19 protein-coding genes and 1 pseudogene are annotated in these 20,536 nt (G+C 73.2%); 8 read left to right on the top strand and 12 right to left on the bottom strand.

Translation table 11 applies throughout. The annotated features are described in order from the left end of the window. Positions 1 to 132: 132 nt before the first annotated feature. Both ACZ6KF_RS01975 and ACZ6KF_RS01970 read left to right on the top strand, forming a co-directional pair. Positions 133 to 867, top strand: coding sequence for a response regulator transcription factor (locus ACZ6KF_RS01975; RefSeq protein WP_469236830.1), 735 nt, complete (start codon positions 133 to 135; stop codon positions 865 to 867). Then, entirely contained in the window at positions 864 to 2,060 is a 1,197-nt protein-coding gene (locus ACZ6KF_RS01970; protein ID WP_469236826.1) for a sialidase family protein, read from the top strand. Before ACZ6KF_RS01975 ends, ACZ6KF_RS01970 begins: the two co-directional genes overlap by 4 nt. 28 nt (positions 2,061 to 2,088) lie before the next feature. Here the strand turns inward: ACZ6KF_RS01970 and ACZ6KF_RS01965 are convergent, their stop codons facing one another. From ACZ6KF_RS01965 to ACZ6KF_RS01945, 5 genes are read right to left on the bottom strand one after another with little or no spacing between them, the layout of a single operon-like run. After that, the gene (locus ACZ6KF_RS01965; protein WP_356627702.1) at positions 2,089 to 3,015 is read right to left on the bottom strand and encodes a dihydrodipicolinate synthase family protein; all 927 of its coding nucleotides are present in this window, start codon (positions 3,013 to 3,015) and stop codon (positions 2,089 to 2,091) included. Beyond that, on the bottom strand, positions 3,012 to 4,082 hold the full coding sequence (locus ACZ6KF_RS01960; RefSeq protein WP_356627701.1) for an ABC transporter ATP-binding protein: 1,071 nt from the start codon (positions 4,080 to 4,082) through the stop codon (positions 3,012 to 3,014). The genes ACZ6KF_RS01965 and ACZ6KF_RS01960 overlap by 4 nt, the downstream gene beginning before the upstream one ends. Further along, on the bottom strand, positions 4,079 to 6,064 hold the full coding sequence (locus tag ACZ6KF_RS01955) for a dipeptide/oligopeptide/nickel ABC transporter permease/ATP-binding protein (protein WP_469236823.1): 1,986 nt from the start codon (positions 6,062 to 6,064) through the stop codon (positions 4,079 to 4,081). The genes ACZ6KF_RS01960 and ACZ6KF_RS01955 overlap by 4 nt, the downstream gene beginning before the upstream one ends. Beyond that, on the bottom strand, positions 6,064 to 7,023 hold the full coding sequence (locus tag ACZ6KF_RS01950) for an ABC transporter permease (RefSeq protein ID WP_356627699.1): 960 nt from the start codon (positions 7,021 to 7,023) through the stop codon (positions 6,064 to 6,066). The genes ACZ6KF_RS01955 and ACZ6KF_RS01950 overlap by 1 nt, the downstream gene beginning before the upstream one ends. Before the next feature lie 19 nt (positions 7,024 to 7,042). Beyond that, complete coding sequence (locus tag ACZ6KF_RS01945) at positions 7,043 to 8,656, bottom strand: ABC transporter substrate-binding protein (RefSeq protein ID WP_469236819.1); 1,614 nt, start codon at positions 8,654 to 8,656, stop codon at positions 7,043 to 7,045. Between the two features lie 320 nt (positions 8,657 to 8,976). On the opposite strand from ACZ6KF_RS01945, the gene ACZ6KF_RS01940 reads away from it, so the two are divergent. Further along, positions 8,977 to 12,873 carry an amino acid adenylation domain-containing protein gene (locus ACZ6KF_RS01940; RefSeq protein ID WP_469236815.1) on the top strand — a complete coding sequence of 1,299 codons (3,897 nt, stop codon included), beginning with the start codon at positions 8,977 to 8,979 and terminating at the stop codon, positions 12,871 to 12,873. Positions 12,874 to 12,900: 27 nt separating this feature from the next. Here the strand turns inward: ACZ6KF_RS01940 and ACZ6KF_RS01935 are convergent, their stop codons facing one another. The 4 genes from ACZ6KF_RS01935 to ACZ6KF_RS01920 all read right to left on the bottom strand — a co-directional run bounded on the left by ACZ6KF_RS01935 (position 12,901) and on the right by ACZ6KF_RS01920 (position 16,120). Next, positions 12,901 to 13,860 carry a hypothetical protein gene (locus tag ACZ6KF_RS01935; RefSeq protein WP_469236814.1) on the bottom strand — a complete coding sequence of 320 codons (960 nt, stop codon included), beginning with the start codon at positions 13,858 to 13,860 and terminating at the stop codon, positions 12,901 to 12,903. Then, positions 13,857 to 14,408, bottom strand: coding sequence for a SigE family RNA polymerase sigma factor (locus tag ACZ6KF_RS01930; RefSeq protein WP_469236811.1), 552 nt, complete (start codon positions 14,406 to 14,408; stop codon positions 13,857 to 13,859). The genes ACZ6KF_RS01935 and ACZ6KF_RS01930 overlap by 4 nt, the downstream gene beginning before the upstream one ends. A 78-nt stretch (positions 14,409 to 14,486) precedes the next feature. Next, the gene (locus ACZ6KF_RS01925; protein ID WP_469236808.1) at positions 14,487 to 15,647 is read right to left on the bottom strand and encodes an ABC transporter substrate-binding protein; all 1,161 of its coding nucleotides are present in this window, start codon (positions 15,645 to 15,647) and stop codon (positions 14,487 to 14,489) included. Between the two features lie 95 nt (positions 15,648 to 15,742). Then, entirely contained in the window at positions 15,743 to 16,120 is a 378-nt protein-coding gene (locus ACZ6KF_RS01920) for a hypothetical protein (protein WP_469236806.1), read from the bottom strand. Positions 16,121 to 16,319: 199 nt separating this feature from the next. On the opposite strand from ACZ6KF_RS01920, the pseudogene ACZ6KF_RS01915 reads away from it, so the two are divergent. Continuing rightward, a pseudogene (locus ACZ6KF_RS01915) lies at positions 16,320 to 16,500 on the top strand (MerR family transcriptional regulator); the annotation flags it as partial. Positions 16,501 to 16,681: 181 nt separating this feature from the next. Here the strand turns inward: ACZ6KF_RS01915 and ACZ6KF_RS01910 are convergent. Together ACZ6KF_RS01910 and ACZ6KF_RS01905 are read right to left on the bottom strand one after the other, a co-directional pair. Further along, positions 16,682 to 16,954 carry a DUF397 domain-containing protein gene (locus ACZ6KF_RS01910; RefSeq protein ID WP_469236803.1) on the bottom strand — a complete coding sequence of 91 codons (273 nt, stop codon included), beginning with the start codon at positions 16,952 to 16,954 and terminating at the stop codon, positions 16,682 to 16,684. After that, on the bottom strand, positions 16,936 to 17,769 hold the full coding sequence (locus tag ACZ6KF_RS01905; protein ID WP_469158562.1) for a helix-turn-helix domain-containing protein: 834 nt from the start codon (positions 17,767 to 17,769) through the stop codon (positions 16,936 to 16,938). The genes ACZ6KF_RS01910 and ACZ6KF_RS01905 overlap by 19 nt, the downstream gene beginning before the upstream one ends. A gap of 114 nt (positions 17,770 to 17,883) precedes the next feature. On the opposite strand from ACZ6KF_RS01905, the gene ACZ6KF_RS01900 reads away from it, so the two are divergent. The 4 genes from ACZ6KF_RS01900 to ACZ6KF_RS01885 are packed head-to-tail and all read left to right on the top strand — an operon-like array spanning position 17,884 to position 20,024. Beyond that, the gene (locus ACZ6KF_RS01900; RefSeq protein WP_356627691.1) at positions 17,884 to 18,090 is read left to right on the top strand and encodes a hypothetical protein; all 207 of its coding nucleotides are present in this window, start codon (positions 17,884 to 17,886) and stop codon (positions 18,088 to 18,090) included. After that, complete coding sequence (locus tag ACZ6KF_RS01895) at positions 18,087 to 18,365, top strand: hypothetical protein (RefSeq protein ID WP_356627773.1); 279 nt, start codon at positions 18,087 to 18,089, stop codon at positions 18,363 to 18,365. Before ACZ6KF_RS01900 ends, ACZ6KF_RS01895 begins: the two co-directional genes overlap by 4 nt. 30 nt (positions 18,366 to 18,395) lie before the next feature. After that, a complete protein-coding gene (gene recO / locus ACZ6KF_RS01890; RefSeq protein ID WP_356627690.1) occupies positions 18,396 to 19,145 on the top strand; it encodes a DNA repair protein RecO in 750 nt (249 codons plus the stop codon). A 45-nt stretch (positions 19,146 to 19,190) separates the two neighbouring features. Further along, a complete protein-coding gene (locus ACZ6KF_RS01885) occupies positions 19,191 to 20,024 on the top strand; it encodes an isoprenyl transferase (protein ID WP_356627689.1) in 834 nt (277 codons plus the stop codon). Between the two features lie 45 nt (positions 20,025 to 20,069). Here the strand turns inward: ACZ6KF_RS01885 and ACZ6KF_RS01880 are convergent, their stop codons facing one another. Then, complete coding sequence (locus ACZ6KF_RS01880; RefSeq protein WP_356627688.1) at positions 20,070 to 20,483, bottom strand: Fur family transcriptional regulator; 414 nt, start codon at positions 20,481 to 20,483, stop codon at positions 20,070 to 20,072. Positions 20,484 to 20,536 lie beyond the last annotated feature (53 nt).

The following is a 20,536-nucleotide window of genomic DNA, read 5'->3' as shown; positions in this document are numbered from 1 at the left end:
CTTTGGGCTCGTCGGCATCCGGGGGCGGGCCCGCAGCGTGGGCGGCTCCCCGGAGGCCGCCCCGCGCCCGGAAGGGGGCTTCGCGGTGCACGCCGTGCTCCCGGCCCAGGCCACCGACCGGGAGGAGGGCCGGTGATCCGGGTCCTGCTCGCCGACGACCAGACCCTGGTGCGGGCGGCGTTCGCGATGCTCGTGGAGTCCACCCCGGACATGGAGGTCGTCGGCCAGGCGGGCACCGGCCGCCAGGCCGTGGAGCTGGCCCGTGCCGAACGCGCCGACCTGGTGGTGATGGACATCCGCATGCCGGACTTCGACGGCATCGAGACGACCCGGCTGATCACCGCCGACGAGGACCTGGCCGGCGTGAAGGTGCTGGTGCTCACCACGTACGACACCGACGAGCACATCGTGGAGGCGCTGCGCGCCGGGGCCTCCGGCTTCCTGGTGAAGGACACCCGGCCCGTCGACCTGCTGGACGCCATCCGCACGGTCGCCGCGGGCGAGGCCCTGCCGTCGCCCGGCCCGGCCTCCCGGCTGATCGCCCGCCTGCTGCACAGCCTCTCCCTGCCGCCGACGGCCGGCCCCGAATGCCTGTCGGAGCGCGAGCGCGAGGTGCTGACGCTGGTGGCGCGGGGCCTGAACGACACCGAGATCGCCGAGGCCCTCGGCCTGAGCCCGCTGACCGCTAGGACGCACGTCAGCCGCATCATGGGCAAGCTCGGCGCGCGGGACCGGGCGCACCTGGTCATCGCCGCGTATGAGCCGAGGCTGGTGACGCCGGGGGCGGGTGAGCGTCCGGCCGGGACGAATCGGGCAGCATGGGACGCCCACCGTCCGACGACCAGTCAGGAAACCCCCCACCGATGAGACTTCTCGTCCGCGCCGCCCTGATCGCCGCCCTGGCCCTCCCCTCCACCTTCTCCCTCACGACTCCCGCATCGGCCGCCGTCTGCACCTCCGTGCCGTACGTCTCCGGCAAGGGCGGGTACGCCACCTACCGCATCCCCGCCGTCGTCACCACGGCCAGGGGGACCGTCCTGGCCTTCGCCGAGGGCCGGCGCGGCGGGAGCGGGGACAGCGGGGACATCGACGTGGTGCTGCGCCGCTCCACCGACGGCGGCTGCAGCTGGGGCCCGCTCGCGGTCGTCGCCGCCGGGAAGGGCGACACGCGCGGCAACCCGGCGCCCGTCGTGGACCCGAAGACCGGCGCGGTCGTGCTGCTGACCTCGTACAACGACGGCGCGGTGAGCGAGGCGCAGATCATGCGGGGCGAGGTGACGGCCGCGCAGGGGCGCCGGGTGTTCGTGCAGCGCAGCACGGACGACGGCGTCCGCTTCACCGCCCCGCGGGAGATCACGGCGTCGGTGAAGCGCCCCGGCTGGCGCTGGTACGCCACCGGCCCCGGCCACGCCGTCGCCCTCACCCGCGGCCCGCACGCCGGGCGCCTGGTGGTGCCCGCCAACCACTCCGCCGCCCCGCCGGCCGGCTCCTCCGACACCGGGGCGGAGCCCAAGTACTACGGCGGTCACGCGATCCTCAGCGACGACGGCGGGCAGACCTGGCGGCTCGGCTTCGTCGACGCCACCTACGACGGCGTCCACAACGCCAACGAGAGCACCGCCGCCCAACTTAGCGACGGCAGGCTGTACTTCTCCGCCCGCGACCAGCACGGCACCAGCACCGGCAACCGCCTCGACAGCCACTCGGGCGACGATGGCGCCACCCTCGACCGCCCCTACGCCGTGCAGCCCACCCTCAACGACGTCCCCGCCGTCCAGGGGAGCGTCCTGCAGCCGCCCGGCCTCGTCGCCTCGCTGCTGTTCTCCGCGCCCTCGGTCCCCACCGAGCGCCGGTCCATGGCCGTGTGGCGCAGCAGCGACGCCGGGCGGACCTTCACCAGGGCGCTGACCCTGTCGGACCGGCGGGCCGCCTACTCGGACCTGGCGCAGGTGACGCGCAGCACGGTCGGCATCCTGTACGAGACGGGCGTGAACTCCCCCTACGAGACGATCGAGTACCGGCGGCTGGCGCTCGAGCAGCTCTCCCCGAGCCTCATCTGACGCCCGGTCCACAGCGGCCGTGGCGCCCCTACAGCAGCCCCGCCGCCGCCAGGTGCTTGCCCACCTCGGCCACCTCGTCCGCCGACAGCGGCACCTGGGGCTCCGCCGTGGCCGGGCAGTCGATGATCCCCCGCAGCCGCAGCGCCGCCTTGAACGCGCCCAGCGCCGACGAGCTGCCGCCCATCCGCGCGGGGGAGCCGACGCCGGTCAGGGCGAACAGGGCGCACAGCCGCTCCTGTTCGGCGCGCGCCCGCTGCCAGTCGCCGGCGCGGCACAGGCGGTCGAGGCGGACGTAGCCGTGCGGGTCGACGTTGGCGAGGCCCGGCACCGAGCCGTGGGCGCCGAGGGCGAGGGCCGCGTCGACGAGGACCTCCGAGCCGGTGAGGACGGCGAAGCCGGGCAGCGCGCGGGCGCCGGCCAGTACCTCGCGGAAGGGGCCCAGCTCGCCGCTGGAGTCCTTCAGCCCGGCCAGCACCCCGTCGGCGGCCAGCTCCAGCACCAGGGCGGCGGGGAGCTTGGTGCGGACGGCGACCGGGATGTCGTAGGCGAGGACCGGGACGGGACAGGCGGCGGCGACCAGGCGGTAGTGGCGGGCGATCTCGGCCGGGTGGGTGCGGGTGTAGAAGGGCGCGGTGACGACGACGGCGTCCGCGCCGGCCGCGGTCACCGCCCGGACGTGCTCCAGGACGCGCGGGGTCGTCATGTCGATCGCGCCGGCCAGCAGCGGCAGCCGGCCGCCCAGGTGACCGGCGACGGCCCGGACGACCGACTCGCGCTGCCGGTCCGTCAGATACGCCGCCTCCGACGTCGAGCCCAGCACGAACACGCCGGCCACCCCCGCGGACGTGACGTGATCGACCAGCCGGAGCAGCGAGCCGACGTCCACCTCGCCCTGCGCTGTCAGGGGCGTGCACAGGGGCGGGACGACGCCGGTCAGCGGGGCGGGGAGCGTCATGCGCCCGGCTCCTCGGAGCGCGGCCGGGCCTGGCCGACCAGGTCGCCGGTCGCCTCGTCCTCCCCGACCGGATGATGGCAGCGGAACCGGTGCCCCGGCGCCGACGCCTGTGCGAAGTCCGGCATCTCCCGCGCGCACACGGCGTCCGCCTTCCAGCAGCGCGTCCGGAACGGGCACCCGCTCGGCGGGCGGGTCGCCGAGGGGACGGGACCGGCCAGCGGGATCGGCTCGATGGGGTGCAGCAGGCCCGGCGTCGCCGAGAACAGGGCGCGGGTGTACGGGTGCCGGGCGCGGTCGGTGACCCGCCCGGCGGGGGACTCCTCCACGATCCGGCCGAGGTACATGGTGATCACCCGGTCGCTCATGCGGCGCACGGTCTGGATGTCGTGCGAGACGAACACCAGCGCCAGCCCGAGGCGTTCCTTCAGGTCGAGCAGCAGGTTCAGGATCTGGGCGCGCACCGACACGTCCAGCGCGCTCGTCGGCTCGTCCGCCACCACCAGCTCGGGGTCCAGGGCGAGGGCGCGGGCGATGGCCACGCGCTGGCGCTGGCCGCCGGACAGCTGTCCCGGCAGCCCGTCCGCGAGCGCCGCCGGCAGCCCGACCAGCGCCATCAACTCCCGTACCCGTTCCTCCCGTTGCGCGCGGGTGCCCCGGTCGTGCACGTCGAGCGGATCGCGCAGGATGCGGCGGACGGTCAGCCGGCGGTTCAGGGCGGTGGACGGGTCCTGGAAGATCATGCCGGTGCTGCCGCCGATCGCCGCGCGGCGGGCGGCGGGCGTCATGGTCCACACGTCGCGGCCCCGGAAGGCCACCGTCCCGGACGTCGGCCGCTCCACCCCGACCAGCACCTTGGCCAGCGTCGACTTGCCGCACCCCGACTCGCCCACCACGCCGACCGTCTCGCCGGGCGCGACGGCGAGGTCGGCGCCGGTGAGCGCGTACACCCTGTCCCGGTGGAACAGTCCGCCGCCGCGCGCCTTGTGGACGACGTGCGCGTCCCGCAGCTCGATCAGCGCGCCGGGCGGGCGCACCGGGGTCTCGGCGGGCTGTGACGGTGCGGTCATGACAGGACCTCGCTCTCCGCGTCGCCGTCGCCCACCAGCACGATCGCCGGGTGGTGGCAGGCCGCCGTGTGGGTGGGGGCGCCGGCCAGGACCGGGGTTGTCGTACGGCACACCGCGCTCGCCATCGGGCAGCGGTCCGCGAACCGGCAGCCCGCCGGGAAGTCGGCCGGGGACGGCACCGTGCCCTTGATCTGCGTCATGCGCTCCGCCGCCGACTCCAGCGACAGGACGCTGCCGAGCAGCCCGCGCGTGTAGTGGTGGGCCGGCGCCGCCACCAGGTCGGCGGTCACGCCCGTCTCCACGATCTGCCCGCCGTACATCACCGCCACCCGGTCGGTGACGTCCGCGACGAGCGCGAGGTCGTGGGAGACCAGGATCAGCGCGAAGCCCAGCTCGGCCCGCAGCTGCAGCAGCAGCTCCATGATCTGCGCCTGCACGGTCACGTCGAGGGCGGTCGTCGGCTCGTCGGCGACGATCAGGCCCGGCTCGCGGGACAGGGCCATGGCGATGAGCACGCGCTGGCGCTGGCCGCCGGAGAGTTCGTGCGGGTAGCTGCGCAGCGTGCGGCCGGGATCGAGGCCGACCAGGGCGAGCAGTTCGGCGGGGCTGCGCCGGCCGCCGCGCCGGACGACCTGCTTGAGCTGGGCGCGGATGGTCATCGCCGGGTTCAGGGAGGACAGGGCGTCCTGGTAGACCATCGCCATCTCGTGGCCGAGCAGCCTGCGCCGCGTCCGCGCCGGCTCGGCCGCCAGGTCCCGCCCGCGGAAGCGGACCTGGCCGCGCACCCGGGCGCCCTTGGGCTGCAGCCCCATGACGGTGAGCGCGGTCAGCGACTTCCCGCACCCCGACTCGCCCACCAGCCCCAGCACCTCGCCCGGGTGCACCTCGAAGCCGATGCCGTCCACGACGTCCACGCCCCCGTGCCGGCCCGGGAACCCGATGGCGAGGTTCTCCACCGCGAGCACCGGCGGCCCGGCCGGCCGGGGACGCGCCCGGCGCCGCAGCCGTTCGGCGGCCTCGGTCAGCCCCGGCAGCGGCACGACCCGCCCGCTGCCCGGCTCGGGCGTCTCCAGCCGGTCGCCCTTCCCGCCCCGCGCCTCCACGTCCCGCGCCGCCGGCGCCGCCCACGCGTCGGAGACGCCCTCGGACAGGATGTTCAGCGACAGCACGGTCACCAGCATCAGCAGCCCCGGGAACACGGTCGCCCACCAGCCGCCGGTGAGCACCATGTTCTTGCCGTCCGCGATCACGCTGCCCCAGGAGGGGTCCGGCGGTCTGACCCCCGCGCCGATGAACGACAGCGACGCCTCGAACACGATCGCCTCGGCCACCTGCACCGTGCAGAACACCAGCACGGGCGCGGCGCAGTTGACGGCCACGTGGCGCAGCACGATGTGCGGGGTGCGGGCGCCGATGACCCGCTCGGCGGTGACGTAGTCCTCGCCGTACTGGTCGAGCACGTTGGCGCGCACGACCCGGGCCACGGGCGGCGTGAACAGGAACGCGATGGCGCAGATCAGCACGGTGATCCCGCCACCGAACACCGCGACGAGCACCGCCGCCAGCGCGATCCCCGGGAACGCCATCACCACGTCCAGGCAGCGCATCAGCGTCTCGTCCACGGCCCGTCGCGAGGTCGCCGCAACGGCCCCGATCAGCGCGCCGGCCACCAGCGCCAGCGCCGTCGCCCCCAGCCCGATCGCCAGCGACCAGCGCGCCCCGTACATCAACCGGCTCAGGATGTCCCGGCCGAGGCTGTCCTGGCCCATCCAGTGCTCGGCGGAGGGGCGGCCCGTGCCGTCGACGGGCGGCAGCTGCTCCAGCGGGTCGTAGGGCGCGAGGAGCGGCGCGAACAGGGCGGCCAGCACCACCAGCGCCAGGAAGCCGAGGGCGATCCTCGACAGCGGCGGCAGCCGGCGCGGGCCGCGCAGCCGGACGCCGGGGCGGGACAGGGCCTCGGTGAGGCGGGTGCGCGAGAGCATCAGGCCGCTTCCCTCAGTCGCGGGTTGACCAGGAGGTAGAGGACGTCGATGACGAGGTTGACCACGACGAATCCGGCCGCGGTGGTGAGGACGACGCCCTGCACGACGGCCGGGTCGCCGTTCTTCACGGCGTCGATCATCAGCTTGCCCATGCCGGGCAGCGAGAAGATCGTCTCGATGACGACCGCGCCGCCGAGCAGATAGCCGACGCGCAGGCCGAGCACGGTGAGCGGGTTGACCAGCGCGTTGCGCAGCACGTTGCGGCCCACGACGACGTGCGGCGGCAGTCCGCTGCCGATCGCGGTGCGCACGTAGTCCTTGTCCAGCTCCTCGACCACGGCCGTGCGCACGATCCGGGTCAGCTGCGCGGCCACCGGCAGGGAGAGGGCCAGCGCCGGCAGGGTCATCGTCCACAGCCAGCCGGTGACCGAGTCGCGCGGGTTGATGTAGCCGCCGGTCGGGAACCGTCCGGCGTCCACGGCCAGGTACTGGATCATCAGCAGCGCCAGCCAGAAGCCCGGCGCGGCCACCCCGACCAGCGACACGACGCGGATGAACTGGTCCGCCGCCCGGTCCCGGAAGATCGCCGCGGTGACCCCGCCGAGCAGCGCCAGCACCACGGCGACGGTCAGGCCCAGGAAGGTGAGCTGGAGGGTGAGCGGCAGCGCGGTGGCGATCTGGTCGACCACCGCCTCCCGGGTGAGGGCGCTGGTGCCGAGGTCGCCGTGGAGCAGGTCGCCGACGAAGTGCAGATAGCGCAGCGGCAGCGGGTCGAGCAGCCCGTGCTCCTCGCGGAAGTCGTGGAGCTGCTCGGGGGTGGGGTTGGCGCCCTGGAAGAACGCGGACGCCGGGTCGACGTCCGAGAAGCGCATCACCAGGAACACGAACAGCACGATGCCGAGCATCAGCGGGACGAGCAGGAGGATGCGGCGGGCCAGGATCCTGACGACGGTGGTCACGGGCGACTCCCGGGGGTTTTCAGACCCACTTGGCCTGGAGCAGATTGATTCCGGGGTACGGCTGCGGCCTTATCCCGGCCAGCCGCCCGGGGTCCCAGGCCGTCATCAGCTCGTTGTGCACGACCGGGTAGAGCACGGCCTGTTCGGCGACGACGTCGACGCAGTCCTGGATCATCGCCCGCTTGCGGTCCGGGTCGCTCTCGCGCGTCGCCCGGTCCATCGCGGCGAACAGCCGCCGCGCGACCGGGTCGCCGGCCCAGCGGGCGTAGCCCATCCAGAGGTTGGCGGGTCCGTAGTTGTACCGCAGGATCAGATCGGCGTCGAGGCCGAACTGGTTGGGGTTGGAGGCGGCGGCCACCACCTGGAAGTCCCGCTTCTGGTCGAGCTTGGTGAAGACGGCCGTGGTCTCCTGCGGCGTCAGCGAGGTCTCCACGCCGACGGCGTCCCAGCCGGCCTTCACGGTCGGCAGGCAGTCCACGATCCAGCTGAGGTTGACGGCGAGGAGGTCGACCTCGAGCCGGCGGACCCCGGCCTCCTTCAGCAGCCGCCGGGCCCGGTCGGGGTCGTAGCCGTAGACGGTGCGCGCCCGCCGGTACGCCGGATTGCCCTCGTCAAGGAACGACGTCGCGGGTCGGCCGTGCCCCTTCAGGGCGACCTCGACGATCTGCTCGCGGTCGATGGCGTAGTGCAGCGCCTGCCGGACCCGTACGTCGCCGAAGGGCTCGTGCGCCGTGTTGAACAGCAGGAACAGGTTGTTCATCCCGGCCCCGCCGGCCACCGTCATTCCGTCCTCGCGCAGGTGGCCGATGTTGGCGTACGGAATGTTGTCCGAGATCTGCGCCCCCGCGCGGGCCCCGGAGACGCGGGCCACGCGGGAGGAGGCGTCCACGATCGACAGCCAGTTCATCCGGCGGAACGCGGGTGGCCGGGGGCCGTTGTAGCCGTCGTGTGCCTCGAAGACGGTGTTGGACTTCGGGTGGTGCGCGGTCTGCCGGTACGGCCCCGAGCCGACCGCCAGCCCTTTGATCGCCTCGTCCCAGGCGCCGGGGCGGGAGAAGACGTGCTTGGGCATCACCTTCGCCAGGGTGAGGCGGGCGAGCCCGTCCGGGAACGGGAACTTCAGGGCCAGCTCGACGGTCCGCCGGTCGATCCGGCGGACCCGCTCCAGCCAGCTCTCGAAGAAGCCCTTGCCGAGGGTCGGCACCTTCGGGTCGAGGAGCCGGTCGAAGACGAACACCACGTCGTCGGCGGTGACCGGCCTCCCGTCGTGGAAGGTGGCCCCCTCGCGGAGCGTGAACCGCCACAGCGTGCTGCGGTCCGGGTCCTCGGGCAGGGCGGTCGCCAGCGCGGGGTAGGGCTCGCGGGAGATGGGGTCGGTGTCGAGCAGCCCCTCGTAGATGTGGTGGTTGCCCGCCATGCAGAACGCGGACGCCGTCTGCGTCGGGTCCCAGCTGCCGTCGTTGCCGTACCCGATGACCGCGGTCAGCGTGCGCTCCCGCTCGCTGCCGCCGCCGACGTCGATGGTGGATTCCGGCCCCAGCGAACACGCCGTCAGGGCGGCCGGGGAGAGCCCGAGCGCCCCGGCGCACTTCAGCAGCGAGCGGCGGGGCACCGTCGGCGGCGTGTCGCGCACGGGGGCCTCCAGCGGGGGTGGGGGGGGGCGGAGGAACTGACGGGGCGGACGGGAGGGGCAAATGGTATGTAAAGTGGATCTTATATCTTCTGTCGGTCGGCGTGACCATAGGAGCGGCCGTCCGGGTGGTCAAGGGACGCCGTAGGGCGGGCGGGGCGGAGCGGGCGGATCCGGACAGGCCGGGGCGTGGGCGGTGGCCGGGTCGGGACCGGCCGGCGGCGTGCGGGCCCGGCGGTCGCCGGTACCTCAGCCGGTCCGGCTCGTTGGCCCTGGTGGCAGGTGACCGAGGGGTCCAGGGACCGGCAGGGAAGTTGACGAGAATGCACAGGACGTTCGGCAGCGATCGAGGGCTGCCGCTGACGGCGGCGCAGGCCGGTGTGTGGTACGGGCAGCAGATGGACCCGCACAGCCCTGCCTTCAACGCCGCCGAAGTGGTGGAGATCGACGGTCTGGTGGACGTGGGCCTGCTGGAGACGGCGCTGCGCCGCGTGCTCATCGAGGCGCAGTGCCTGCGCACCCGGTACGAGGCCGACGGGGACAGCGGCGCACGCCAGTTCGTGGAACCGCTGGACGACTGGACCCTGCCGGTGCTGGACCTGCGGACGGAGAGCGACCCCACGGCCGCCGCCCAGGTCTGGATGCGGGCGGAACTGGCCCGCCCGGCCGACCTCGGGCACGCCCGGACGTTCACCTTCGCGGTGCTGCGGACCGCACCGGAGCGCTTCCTGCTGTACGTCGGCATCCACCACATCACCGTGGACGGCTGGGGCCTGTCCATGATCATCCGACGGATCGCCGAGGTCTACACCGCGCTGGACGCCGACGAGCCCGTCCCGCCGAACCTCATGGGGCCCCTGACGAAGGCGCTCGACGACGAGGCCGCCTACCAGGTCTCCGAGCAGCTCGTCCGGGACCGGGCGTTCTGGGCGGAGCAGCTCGCCGACTGGCCCACCCGACCCGACTCGGCCCATGACGTGCCGAGGATTCCCCGCGACTTCGTCCGCGAGACCGACCACCTCGACGCCGCCGCGACCGACCGGCTGCGCGCCCTGGCCCGCCGGGCCCGCACCGGACTGCCGTCGCTCGCCATGGCCGCCCTCGCCCTGTACGTGCACCGGGCGAGCGGGCGTGACGAGGTCACGCTCGACCTCACGATGTCCGGACGCGGCGCCGCGTCGCGGGACGTGCCGCTGATGCTGGCCAACGTCCTGCCGCTGCGGCTGCGGCTGGACGGGCGGACCACCGTGGAGAGCCTGCTGCGCCACACCGTGGACCGGGCCAAGGGCGTTCTGCGCCACCAGCGCTACCCGGCCGGGCACCTGGCCCGCGAACTCAAGGTGACTCCGCACGCCCAGAACTCCCAGGAGTACCTGGGCGACTGGGGCATCAACATCATGACGTACGACCAGCGGCTGCGTTTCGGTCCCCACCCGGCCGTGCTGAACAACCTCTCCAACGGGCCGGTCACGGGCATGAGCGTCAACGTCTACGACCGGCCGGCCGACGGCTCGCTGCGCATCGACTTCCAGGCCGACCCCGGCCTCTACTCCGCCGCGGACACCGCCGCCCACCTGCACCGCTTCATGGCGCTGCTCGGCACACTGGCGGACGCCGAACCGGACTGCCCGGTCCACGACATCGACGTGCTCACGCCCGCGGAACGCGCGCGGATGCAGTCCCTCGCCCAGGGCCCCGAACGCCCCGTCCCGGCCGTGACGCTCCCCGAGCTGTTCCAGGCCCACGCCCGCCGCGCGCCCGGCACGACCGCCCTGGTCTGCGGTGACGCCGAGCTGACCGGCGGCGAACTGAACGCCCGCGCCAACCGGCTCGCACACCTGCTCGCCGACCGCGGCGCCGGACCCGAGACGTACGTGGCGCTGGCCCTGCCGCGCACGGCCGACTACGTCGTCGCCCTGCTGGCCGTGCTCAAGGCGGGTGCGGCCTGCGTCCCCCTGGACGTCGGGCACCCGGCCGAACGCCTGCGCACACTGCTTGCCGACGTCCGGCCGCTGTGCGTGCTCACCACGACCGCGGAGGCGGCACGCCTCGGCGCCGACGCCGGGACACTGGTGCTGGACGACGAGGCGACGCGGCACGACCTCGCCGGCCGCCCGGGGACCGACCCCGTGCGTCCGCCGCTCCCGCACCATCCGGCCTACGTCGCCTTCACCTCCGGCACCTCCGGACGGCCCAAGGGCGTGGTGGTCGAGCACCGCCATCTCACCAACCTCTTCTTCGACCACGAACGCGACCTGATCGCGCCCGCGGTCGCCGAGGCCGGCCGCCGGCTGCGCGCCGCGCTCACCGCGTCGTTCTCCTTCGACACCGCCTGGGAGGGCCCCCTCTTCCTCGCCGCGGGCCAGGAGGTGCACCTCGTCGAGGAGGATGTGCGGATGGACCCCGCCGCCCTCGTCGCCCGGGTCCGTGAGCGGCGCCTCGACTTCCTCGACGTCACCCCCTCATTCCTCCGTCAGCTGCTGGCCGCCGGACTGATCGAGGGCGACGGGCACCGCCCGCGGCTGGTGATGGTCGGCGGGGAGGCCATCGACGCCGAGCTGTGGCGGCGGCTGCGTTACTGCCCCGGCACGACCTTCCACAACTACTACGGCCCCACCGAGTGCACCGTCGACGCGGTCTACTGCCGCATCGACGGCCGCCACGACCGCCCCGTCATCGGCGGCCCCGGCCACAACGTCCGCGCCCACGTCCTGGACCGGGCCCTGCGGCCGGCGCCCCCGATGGCGCCGGGGGAGCTGTACCTGGGCGGCGACCAGGTCGCCCGCGGCTACCTGGGCCGACCGGCGCCGACCGCCGAGCGGTTCGTCGCCGACCCCTTCGGGCCGCCCGGCAGCCGGATGTACCGCACCGGCGACCTGGCCCGCTGGACGCACGACGGCGTCCTGGAGTACCTCGGCCGCGGGGACGACCAGGTCAAGGTCCGGGGCGTGCGCATCGAACTGCCGGAGATCGAGGCCGTCCTCGCCCGTCACCCCCGCATCGGCCACGCGGCGGTGGCCGTCGACGCGAGCGGACCGGACGCCCGCACCCTCACCGCCCACGTCGTGCCGGACGGCCCGGTCGAGATCGCGGAACTGCGGTCCTGGACGGCGACCCGGCTCCCCGCCGCCATGGTGCCGTCCGCCTTCGTCTTCCACGACGCCCTGCCCCTGACCGCCCACGGCAAGCTGGACCGCGCCGCCCTCCCCGCGGTCACGATCCGCCGGGCCCTCGCCGGAAGGCCGCCGCGCACGGGCCGGGAGCAGACGCTGTGCGCCCTGTTCGCCCAAGTCCTCGATGTGCCCGAGGTCGGCGTCGACGACGACTTCTTCACCCTGGGCGGCCACTCGCTGCCCGCCGCGCAGCTCGTCGCCCGCATCCGCACCGAACTGGGGATCACCCTCACCCTCGCCGCGGTCTACCAGGCCCCCACGGTCGCCGCCCTGGCCGCGCTCATCGAGGAGAACGACCAGCAGGACGCCTACCGACCGCTGCTGCCCCTGCGCGCCACGGGGACCCGCCCGCCGCTGTTCTGTCTCCACCCGGCGGGCGGCCTGGGCTGGTGTTACGCCCCTCTTCCCCGCCACCTGCCGACCGACGTCCCGGTGTACGCCCTCCAGGCCCGGGGCCTGCGCGAGGGGGACAAGCCGGCCGGCTCCTTCGATGAGGCGATCGCCGACTTCGTCGGGCACATCCGCTCCGTCCAGCCGACCGGCCCCTACCACCTGCTGGGCTGGTCCCTGGGCGGGGCGCTGGCCCACGCCGTCGCGGTCCGCCTCCAGGACGAGGGGGAACGCATCGGGCTGCTCGCCATGCTCGACTCACCGCCCATCGACCCGACGGGCGCAGGCGCACCCGCCGACGCCGAGGAACAGATCGTCCGCATTCTCCTCGGCGAGGCCGCCGACGGCCCGGAGCGGATGGGGGCGGCGCTGGTGGAGGACCACATGGCTGCCGCCGCCGCCATCATCCGCCACGCCGCCACCCTGCTGCCGACCTTCACCGAGCGGGTCTTCGACGGCGACCTGCTCTACTTCCACGCCACCCGCGGCAAACCCGCCACCGCCACCACCGCCCGCACCTGGCAGCCGTGGATCACCGGTCGCATCGTCTGCCACGACGTGGACTGCACCCACCACGCCATGGCGAAGGCCGAGAACATGGCGCTGGTGGGGAAGGTGCTCAGCGAACGTCTGACGCGGCAGAGCCCGGTCGGCTAGGGCGGCGACGCAGGTGAGCCCGGTCGGCTAGGGCAGCGTGGACATGTAGTGCGCGTCGTGGTCGGAGTCGTAGACGAGCTTCCCGGCCGCGTCGTAGCCCTTGATGTGCGGCGCCCTGGTGACCTGCCGGTCCAGTTCGCCCGCGGCGACGAACCAGCCGCCGTCCAGGGCCGCCTCACGCGTCTCGTCGCCGTAGGACACGGTCACCCGGGCGACGGACGCGTCCACCGTGCCGATGCTGCCCCAGCGGAAGGGGAGCTTCCAGTCGCCCCTGTCCAGGACGGACTGGGAGTACAGCCTGTGGGCGTTGACGTCGGGGACGACGGGGCGGTCCCCGGGCGCGCCCGCGCCCGCGCCGCCGGTGCTGACGTTGCGACCGGGAGCCTGTCCCTCCTTGACGGTGCAGATCAGCCGGACCGACTGCTGGTCCCGGACGGCGACGACGACGTGGCCGTCGCCGGGAGCGTTGCTGTCGCCGGTGCCGCGCATGGCGAGCAGGATGCGGTACTCCTCGGGCCGGCCCAGGCCCGACCCGCCGGAGACGCCGCCGTTCGGCTCGGCGGCGAGGCAGTCCTCGACGCCGGACCTGGCCTGTTCCAGGGTGACCCCGTCCAGGAGACGGCCGGGCGTGCCCGGGCCCTGCGCGCCGGTCGGCGTCGGGGTGGGCGACTGCGGGGCGGACGCCGTGACCGACGGGCGCGGGGCGGGCGACGCCGCCGGCTGCGCGCTCCCGCCGCCGGTCAGCGCGTACGCCCCGACGGGCGCGGCGGCCAGCGTCGCCAGCACCGCTCCGGCCGCCGCCGCCCGGCGCCGCCGCTGCCGCAGGCCCTCGTGCCGGATCGCCGGGAACGGCGCGGAGGACGGCCGGATGGCGAAGGCGTCGTCGGCGAGCAGCGACCGCAACTCCTCCTCGAAGCCGCAACCGCCCCCGTGCCGGTCCCCGTCACCGCCGACGCGCCCGTCGTGCTGTCCCTGTTCGTCGTTCATCTGCCGCTGCCTCCTCGCCCGGAAACCGAGCCACTGGGGCGGCGCACACCCATGACGTGCGCGAGCCCCGGATACGTACGCAACTTCGCCAGCCCTTTGGACGCCTGGCTCTTGACCGTGCCGGCCGAGCAGCCGAGCACCTCCGCGACCTCCGCCTCGGACAGGTCCTCCCAGTAGCGCATGACCACCACGGCCCGCTGCCTCGGCGGCAGCCCGGCCAGCGCGGTGAGCAGGGCGCTGCGTTCGTCCGCCCGCGACACGGCGTCGTCGTGCCCCGCCCGCTCCGGCGGCGACGCGGTCAGCGCCTCGGCGACCCGCCGCTTGCGGAAGCGGTCGCTGTTGCAGCTGACCAGCATCCGGCGGACGTAGGCCTCCGGGTTGTCACTGCGCGACACCCGCCGCCACGAGCGGTAGGCCTTCGCCAGCGCCGTCTGGGTCAGGTCCTCGGCGTGGTGCACGTCGCCGGTGAGCAGATAGGCGGTCCGGACGAGGTGGGACCACCGCGCTCGGACGAACTCCTGGAACTGGGCCTCTGATTCGGCCTGCATCAAGCACCCCCTCGCCCTCCAGACCACCTGTTGGGCGGGATCGGTTGCCCGGTGCCGCGTACGCCTCTGCGGGGGCCGTCAGGCGGAGGCGAGGTCCGTGACGAGGTCGAGGCGCGGGCCGTGCGGGCCCGGGCGCCAGCGTCCGCCCGCCAGTGGGACGAGGGCGACGTTGGGCGTGGGGCCGCGCGTCCAGTCGAGCGTTCCGGCGATGGTGGCGAGGCGGGTTGTGGCGAGGGCGTCGGCCACGGCGGCGCGGTCGGTGGGGTCGCTCGCGGTGGTGAGGGCGTGGTGGGCGGTCTCCACCAGGGCGTGGGCCAGGCCCAGGGGCTGGAGCCAGGACTCGCCGGTGTCGCGCCGGTAGGCGTCGGCGAGGGCGGGGCACGTGCTGCCGTCGAGGCTGGAGCGGTAGGGGTGTTCGGGGCTCCAGTAGACGAGCGTGGCCACGCGCGCGTCGGCGAGTTCGGCCTGCACGTCCGTGAGGGCGGTGGTGTGCGTCGGGGGATAGGTGAGCCAGCGCGAGCAGGTCATCAGCCGGGGCCGCATGCCCGCCTCGCGGGCCTGCCGGTGGAAGAGGGCCAGGTCGGCGGCGGTCGCCGCGCTGGTGATCACGTCGGCGCCGTGCTCGCGCATCCGGTCGATCTGAGGGGTGAAGTCCTCGGCGGGCTCGCGGTAGGGCCCGAGATCGACCAGGGTGTGCCCGCGCGCGGACGTCACCGGCGCGAAGCCGTAGCGCTCGTGGCGCAGCAGCCTGCCCTGGAGGTCGTCGTTCCACAGGCATCCGACGGTGGACCGGCCCTCGAACCGCTCCCACAGGGAGGCGAAGACGGCGGCGATGTCGTCCAGGCCCCAGGCGAAGTGGTACGTCCACCGGAAGCGGTGCGCCGGATCGGCGCCGCGCGCGTGGACGTACGCCTGCCAGGGGAACGTCGTCGACAGACACGGCACCCCTTCCCGCTCGCAGGCGTCGGCGACGGCGGGCAGCACCTGCGTCCCGGCCATGGTGAGGACGATGTGGGCCCCGTCCTCGCGGGCGAGGCCGCGCACGGCCTGCCGGGCCGCATCCGGGTCGGACCGGCTGTCCCGCACCACGACCGACACCTCGTACTCCCGGCCGCCGTTGCGCACGCGCCCCAGCCGGGGCCCGAGCGCGCGCAGCACGTACGACAACGGCTTCCCCAGCGGGGCCAGCCGCCCCGTCAGCGGCGCCACCACACCGACGCACAGCCGCGTCGAGGACATCTCCACCTGTACCGCCTGCTTTCTGTTCCTCGTCGTCACCACGGGAACCGGCGGGGCCGCACGGCGACCCGCCGGTTCCCGTCCCTGTGGGGCGCTCAGTGGCCGGAGCGCTCCACGGTGACGCAGGTGGTACGGCTCATGACGGAGACGGTCTCGTTGCCGCAGTTGTTGCTGTGCCCCGAGGCGTTTCGGGCGAACAGCAGGTTGGACAGCACGCCGCCGCTGGGGCCGGTCTCGTCACCGCCGCCCTTGTGGCCGTCCTCGGTCCGGCAGGTCCGCTCCTTGAGCACGGACAGCTTCCCCGTGCCGCACAGGTTGGCGTGCCCGGAGGAGTTCCGCCCGGACAGGTTCGACAGCACCCCGCCCGGCCCCGCGTCGCGGTCCCCGGAATGAGCCGAGGCGACCCCGGCCGGCACTCCCATGAGCAGCCCCGCCGTCAAGGCCGTCACGGTGATGCGTCGCATGGTCTTCATCAGTGCGTTTCCTCCGCTGTGTCGCTCCCGGCCCGGTCGGACCGGGCACTTGGGGTAACGACGCGGAGGGGGATCGGCATGGGGTTTTTGCGGTGAATCTTGGTGGAGTGGGCGATGTCTTGCCGAGGTGCCGGGCGAGGCCCGGTGCGAGTAGCTTCTTGACCCTCACACCGTGTCAGGCGGTCAGCTCGGAGACATCATGTTCACCATCGGAGACTTCGCCCGGCACGGCCGGACTGCTGCGACCGGCTCACGTCGACCCCGCCAGTGGCTACCGCCACTACACCGCTGCCCAACTCGCCCGCCTCAACCGGATCATCGCGCTCAAGGACCTCGGATTCACTCTCCAGCAGGTCCGGGACATCGTGGACGAGAAGGTCGGCGGAGTGCCCGGAAAACCGTGACGACTGGGTGACGGAACTGCAGGCGCCGGTGACCCGGGCCTGATCCCTCGTCCCCGGCCCTTCCGGTGAGCACGTTCGGGCAGTGGGAGACCGCTACGGCTTCCGCTGCCCGACTTCGGTCCGAGAGCCCGTTCTCCCGCCGCCTGGTCCTGCGCGGTTACGCCGTGACCCCGCCGACGAACGCCCGCCACGCGGCGCCGCCGATCACCAGCACGTCCCCGTCCGGGACCTTGCTGTCGCGCACCGGGACGACGCCGGGGACTCCGTCGGCGACTTCGAGGCAGTTGCCCCCGTTGCCATCGCTGTACGTGCTCTTGCGCCAGCGGGCCGCGCCGGGGAAGTCGGAGGCGACCTCGACGCAGTCGCCGCCGTTGCCGTCGCTGTAGCTGCTCTTGTGCCAGCTCGCGTTGGTCAGGTCGTACTCGCGCATCGTCTGTAGTCCTCCGCCGCCGACTCGATCAGGGCCAGGGACGCCTCCGGCGAAAGTGCGGCGGCCCTGAGTAGATCGTATGCCTGCTGGGCGTCCTTCACTACGGCCGGATCGTCCAGCAGGTTGCCCGAATACACGGCCTCTGTATAGGCGGTTGGCGGGGCGTCCTCGAACTCCATGAGCTTCAGCGATCCGGTCATGACGGCGTACGCCCCAGCCGTGTACGGCAGAACCTGCACCAGCACGACCCGCTCCCGCGCCAGCCGCGCCACATGGTCCAGCTGCTCCGCCATGACGGCCGGTCCGCCGACCGGCACGCGCAGCCCGTTCTCGTGCAGGATCGCCCAATACACGGGCTTTGTAGGGCCCTTGAGGATCTTGGCGCGGTCCATGCGGCCCGACACCTTCTTCTCGATCTCCTCGTCCGGTGCGAACGGGTTCATGGCGACCGTGATGGCCCGCGCATACCTCTCCGTCTGCAGGAGTCCCGGCACCAGCGCCGGTGCGAACTCGCAGATCTTCAACGCCAACGCCTCAAGCTCCGCCACCGCCGCGAAGTAATCCGCGAACCGGTGGTCGTCAATCAGCTTCTTGCACAACCGCTCGAAAATACCGTCGGTTTGCAGTACTACGTCAATCCGCTGGGCGATATCCAGCTGGGGCTTTCGAATCGCCTGCTCGAACTGGCCGATGTACGCGCCCGAGATGAAGACCCGCGCACCCAGCTCCACCTGCGTCAACCCCGCCTCCTCGCGGCGTCGTTTGAGTTCCGTGCCGAAGAACTCCCACGCTGCTTGTCGTGAACCGTTGGCCATGGCCAACCCCCTTGTCCTGCCAGGCACTTGTAGGCCGAAATGTCTTCCGAGTGTAGGGGCGGCGCGTCACGCTGGAGGCGGAAAGCGTGAAACCCGGAAAGTGAGGGGAATCAGGTGGAGGCAGGACACTCGGCGCGCTGCGTCGAAGAGGCGGAGGAAACCTTGAAGGAATTGCGGGCCGCGTTGGGAGAGGTCGGAATTACGCTGCCGTCGCTGGGGCTCGACCCGGTGAGTCTGGCGCGGCGGGCGCCCTGTCCGCTGGTGGAACTGGGGCGCTGCTCCGTCGAGACGGCGGCCCGGCTGGCGGCGGTGCTGCGGTGAGCGACGCGGAGACGCCGCCGGGACCGGTGGGCGGCGCACACGTACCGGGGGTCGGAGCGTACGTACCGGTGGTCGGGTCGTACGCGGTGGACACCCGTGACGGGCGCGTGGGTGTGGTGATGGGGAAGGAGGGGCCGTACGTCCAGTTACGGCCTTTCGGAGGCGGCCGGGAGTGGGACGCCGATCCCGAGGCGCTGCGGGCGGCCACCGCCATGGAGCGGCTGCGCGCGGCCACCGCGTACGAGAACGCCCGCAGCCGGGGCGAGGTCCCCTAGGGGTCCCGGGCGTAAGGAAGAATGGGCCGCATGAGTCTGTTCCGCGACGACGGCATCGTGCTGCGCACCCAGAAGCTGGGTGAGGCGGACCGGATCATCACCCTGCTCACGCGGGGTCACGGACGCGTACGCGCCGTGGCCCGCGGGGTGCGGCGGACCAAGTCGAAGTTCGGGGCCCGGCTGGAGCCGTTCTCCCATGTCGACGTGCAGTTCTTCGCGCGCGGCGGCGAGCTGGTCGGGCGCGGGCTGCCGCTGTGCACGCAGAGCGAGACCATCGCGCCGTACGGCGGCGGGATCGTCACCGATTACGCGCGGTACACCGCCGGGACGGCGATGCTGGAGACCGCCGAGCGGTTCACCGACCACGAGGGCGAGCCGGCCGTGCAGCAGTACCTGCTGCTGGTCGGCGCGCTGCGCACGCTCGCCCGCGGGGAGCACGCCCCGCACCTGGTCCTGGACGCGTTCCTGCTGCGGTCCCTCGCCGTCAACGGCTACGCCCCGAGCTTCGGCGACTGCGCGAAGTGCGGGATGCCGGGCCCGAACCGCTTCTTCTCGGTGGCGTCCGGCGGCTGCGTGTGCGCCGACTGCCGGGTGCCCGGGAGCGTCGTACCCTCGCCGCAGGCCCTGGAACTGCTCGCCGCGCTGCTTACGGGAGACTGGGAGACCGCGGACGGCTGCGAGCCGCGGTACGTCCGGGAGGGCAGCGGGCTGGTCTCCGCCTATCTGCACTGGCATCTGGAGCGAGGGCTGCGCTCCCTCCGGTATGTCGAGAAGACCTAGCGACACCTAGAGAACCAAGAGAACCAAGAGAGAGACGAGAAGCACATGGCCGTACGCGGGTTTCTGGGGCGTCAGCGCCGGGAGTACAGGACGCCGGAACCGCACCCGTCCGGCGCGCGGCCCCCGAAGCTGCCCGGGGAGCTGGTCCCGAACCATGTGGCGATCGTCATGGACGGCAACGGCCGCTGGGCCAAGCAGCGCGGGCTGCCGCGCACCGAGGGACACAAGGTCGGCGCCGAGCGGGTGCTCGACGTGCTCCAGGGCGGCATCGAGATGGGCGTCGGCGCGATCTCGCTGTACGCCTTCTCCACCGAGAACTGGAAGCGGTCGCCCGACGAGGTGCGCTTCCTGATGAACTTCAACCGCGACTTCATCCGCAAGACCCGCGACACCCTGGACGAACTGGGCGTGCGGGTGCGCTGGGTGGGGCGGATGCCCAAGCTGTGGAAGTCGGTCGCCAAGGAGCTCCAGGTCGCCCAGGAGCAGACCAAGGACAACGACCGGCTCACCCTGTACTTCTGCATGAACTACGGCGGCCGGGCCGAGATCGCCGACGCGGCGAAGGCCCTCGCCGAGGACGTGCGGGCGGGCCGGCTCGACCCGTCGAAGGTCGACGAGAAGACGTTCGCGCGCTATCTGTACTACCCGGACATGCCGGACGTGGACGTGTTCCTGCGGCCCAGCGGCGAGCAGCGCACCTCCAACTACTTGCTGTGGCAAAGCGCGTACGCAGAGCTGGTGTTCCAGGACATCCTGTGGCCGGACTTCGACCGCCGCGACCTGTGGCGCGCGTGCGTGGAGTTCGCCTCCCGCGACCGCCGCTTCGGCGGGGCGATCCCGAACGAGGAGCTGCTGGCCATGGAGGGCCGGCAGCAGTGACCCGGGCTCCGGGGGCGCGCCCGGCGCCCCCGGAGCCATCGGACGTCAGCCCTTGGCCGCGCACTCCGCGCAGGTGCCGAAGATCTCCACCGTGTGGGCGACGTTGACGTAGCCGTACTCGGCGGCGATGGCCTCCGCCCACTTCTCCACGGCAGGGCCCTCGACCTCGACCGCCTTGCCGCAGGTGCGGCACACCAGGTGGTGGTGGTGGTCGCCGGTGGAGCAGCGGCGGTAGACGGACTCGCCGTCCGAGGTGCGCAGGACGTCGACCTCGCCGGCCTCGGCGAGGGACTGGAGCGTGCGGTAGACCGTGGTGAGCCCGACGGCGTCGCCCTTGTGCTTGAGCATGTCGTGGAGCTCCTGCGCGCTGCGGAACTCGTCGACCTCTTCGAGGGCTGCCGCCACGGCGGCGCGCTGCCGTGTGGCGCGGCCCTTCACGGGCGGTCCAGCGGTCGTCACCGTTGCCTCCTGACGTCTGCTCTGCGCTTGCCGGGCCATTGTGCCAGCCGGGC

Source organism: Streptomyces sp. NPDC046379 (genome assembly GCF_055587785.1).
Note: the sequence above shows the minus strand (reverse complement) of the source record. Positions and strands in the feature narration are given on the sequence as shown.

Bases quoted from the DNA above. Each gene is read 5' to 3' on its own strand.
- ACZ6KF_RS01970 (WP_469236826.1), top strand. From the start codon at position 864: ATGAGACTTCTCGTCCGCGCCGCCCTGATCGCCGCCCTGGCCCTCCCC.
- ACZ6KF_RS01965 (WP_356627702.1), bottom strand. From the start codon at position 3,015: ATGACGCTCCCCGCCCCGCTGACCGGCGTCGTCCCGCCCCTGTGCACG.
- ACZ6KF_RS01960 (WP_356627701.1), bottom strand. From the start codon at position 4,082: ATGACCGCACCGTCACAGCCCGCCGAGACCCCGGTGCGCCCGCCCGGC.
- ACZ6KF_RS01955 (WP_469236823.1), bottom strand. From the start codon at position 6,064: ATGCTCTCGCGCACCCGCCTCACCGAGGCCCTGTCCCGCCCCGGCGTC.
- ACZ6KF_RS01940 (WP_469236815.1), top strand. From the start codon at position 8,977: ATGCACAGGACGTTCGGCAGCGATCGAGGGCTGCCGCTGACGGCGGCG.
- ACZ6KF_RS01935 (WP_469236814.1), bottom strand. From the start codon at position 13,860: ATGAACGACGAACAGGGACAGCACGACGGGCGCGTCGGCGGTGACGGG.
- ACZ6KF_RS01930 (WP_469236811.1), bottom strand. From the start codon at position 14,408: ATGCAGGCCGAATCAGAGGCCCAGTTCCAGGAGTTCGTCCGAGCGCGG.
- ACZ6KF_RS01925 (WP_469236808.1), bottom strand. From the start codon at position 15,647: ATGTCCTCGACGCGGCTGTGCGTCGGTGTGGTGGCGCCGCTGACGGGG.
- ACZ6KF_RS01920 (WP_469236806.1), bottom strand. From the start codon at position 16,120: ATGAAGACCATGCGACGCATCACCGTGACGGCCTTGACGGCGGGGCTG.
- ACZ6KF_RS01910 (WP_469236803.1), bottom strand. From the start codon at position 16,954: ATGCGCGAGTACGACCTGACCAACGCGAGCTGGCACAAGAGCAGCTAC.
- ACZ6KF_RS01905 (WP_469158562.1), bottom strand. From the start codon at position 17,769: ATGGCCAACGGTTCACGACAAGCAGCGTGGGAGTTCTTCGGCACGGAA.
- recO (WP_356627690.1), top strand. From the start codon at position 18,396: ATGAGTCTGTTCCGCGACGACGGCATCGTGCTGCGCACCCAGAAGCTG.
- ACZ6KF_RS01885 (WP_356627689.1), top strand. From the start codon at position 19,191: ATGGCCGTACGCGGGTTTCTGGGGCGTCAGCGCCGGGAGTACAGGACG.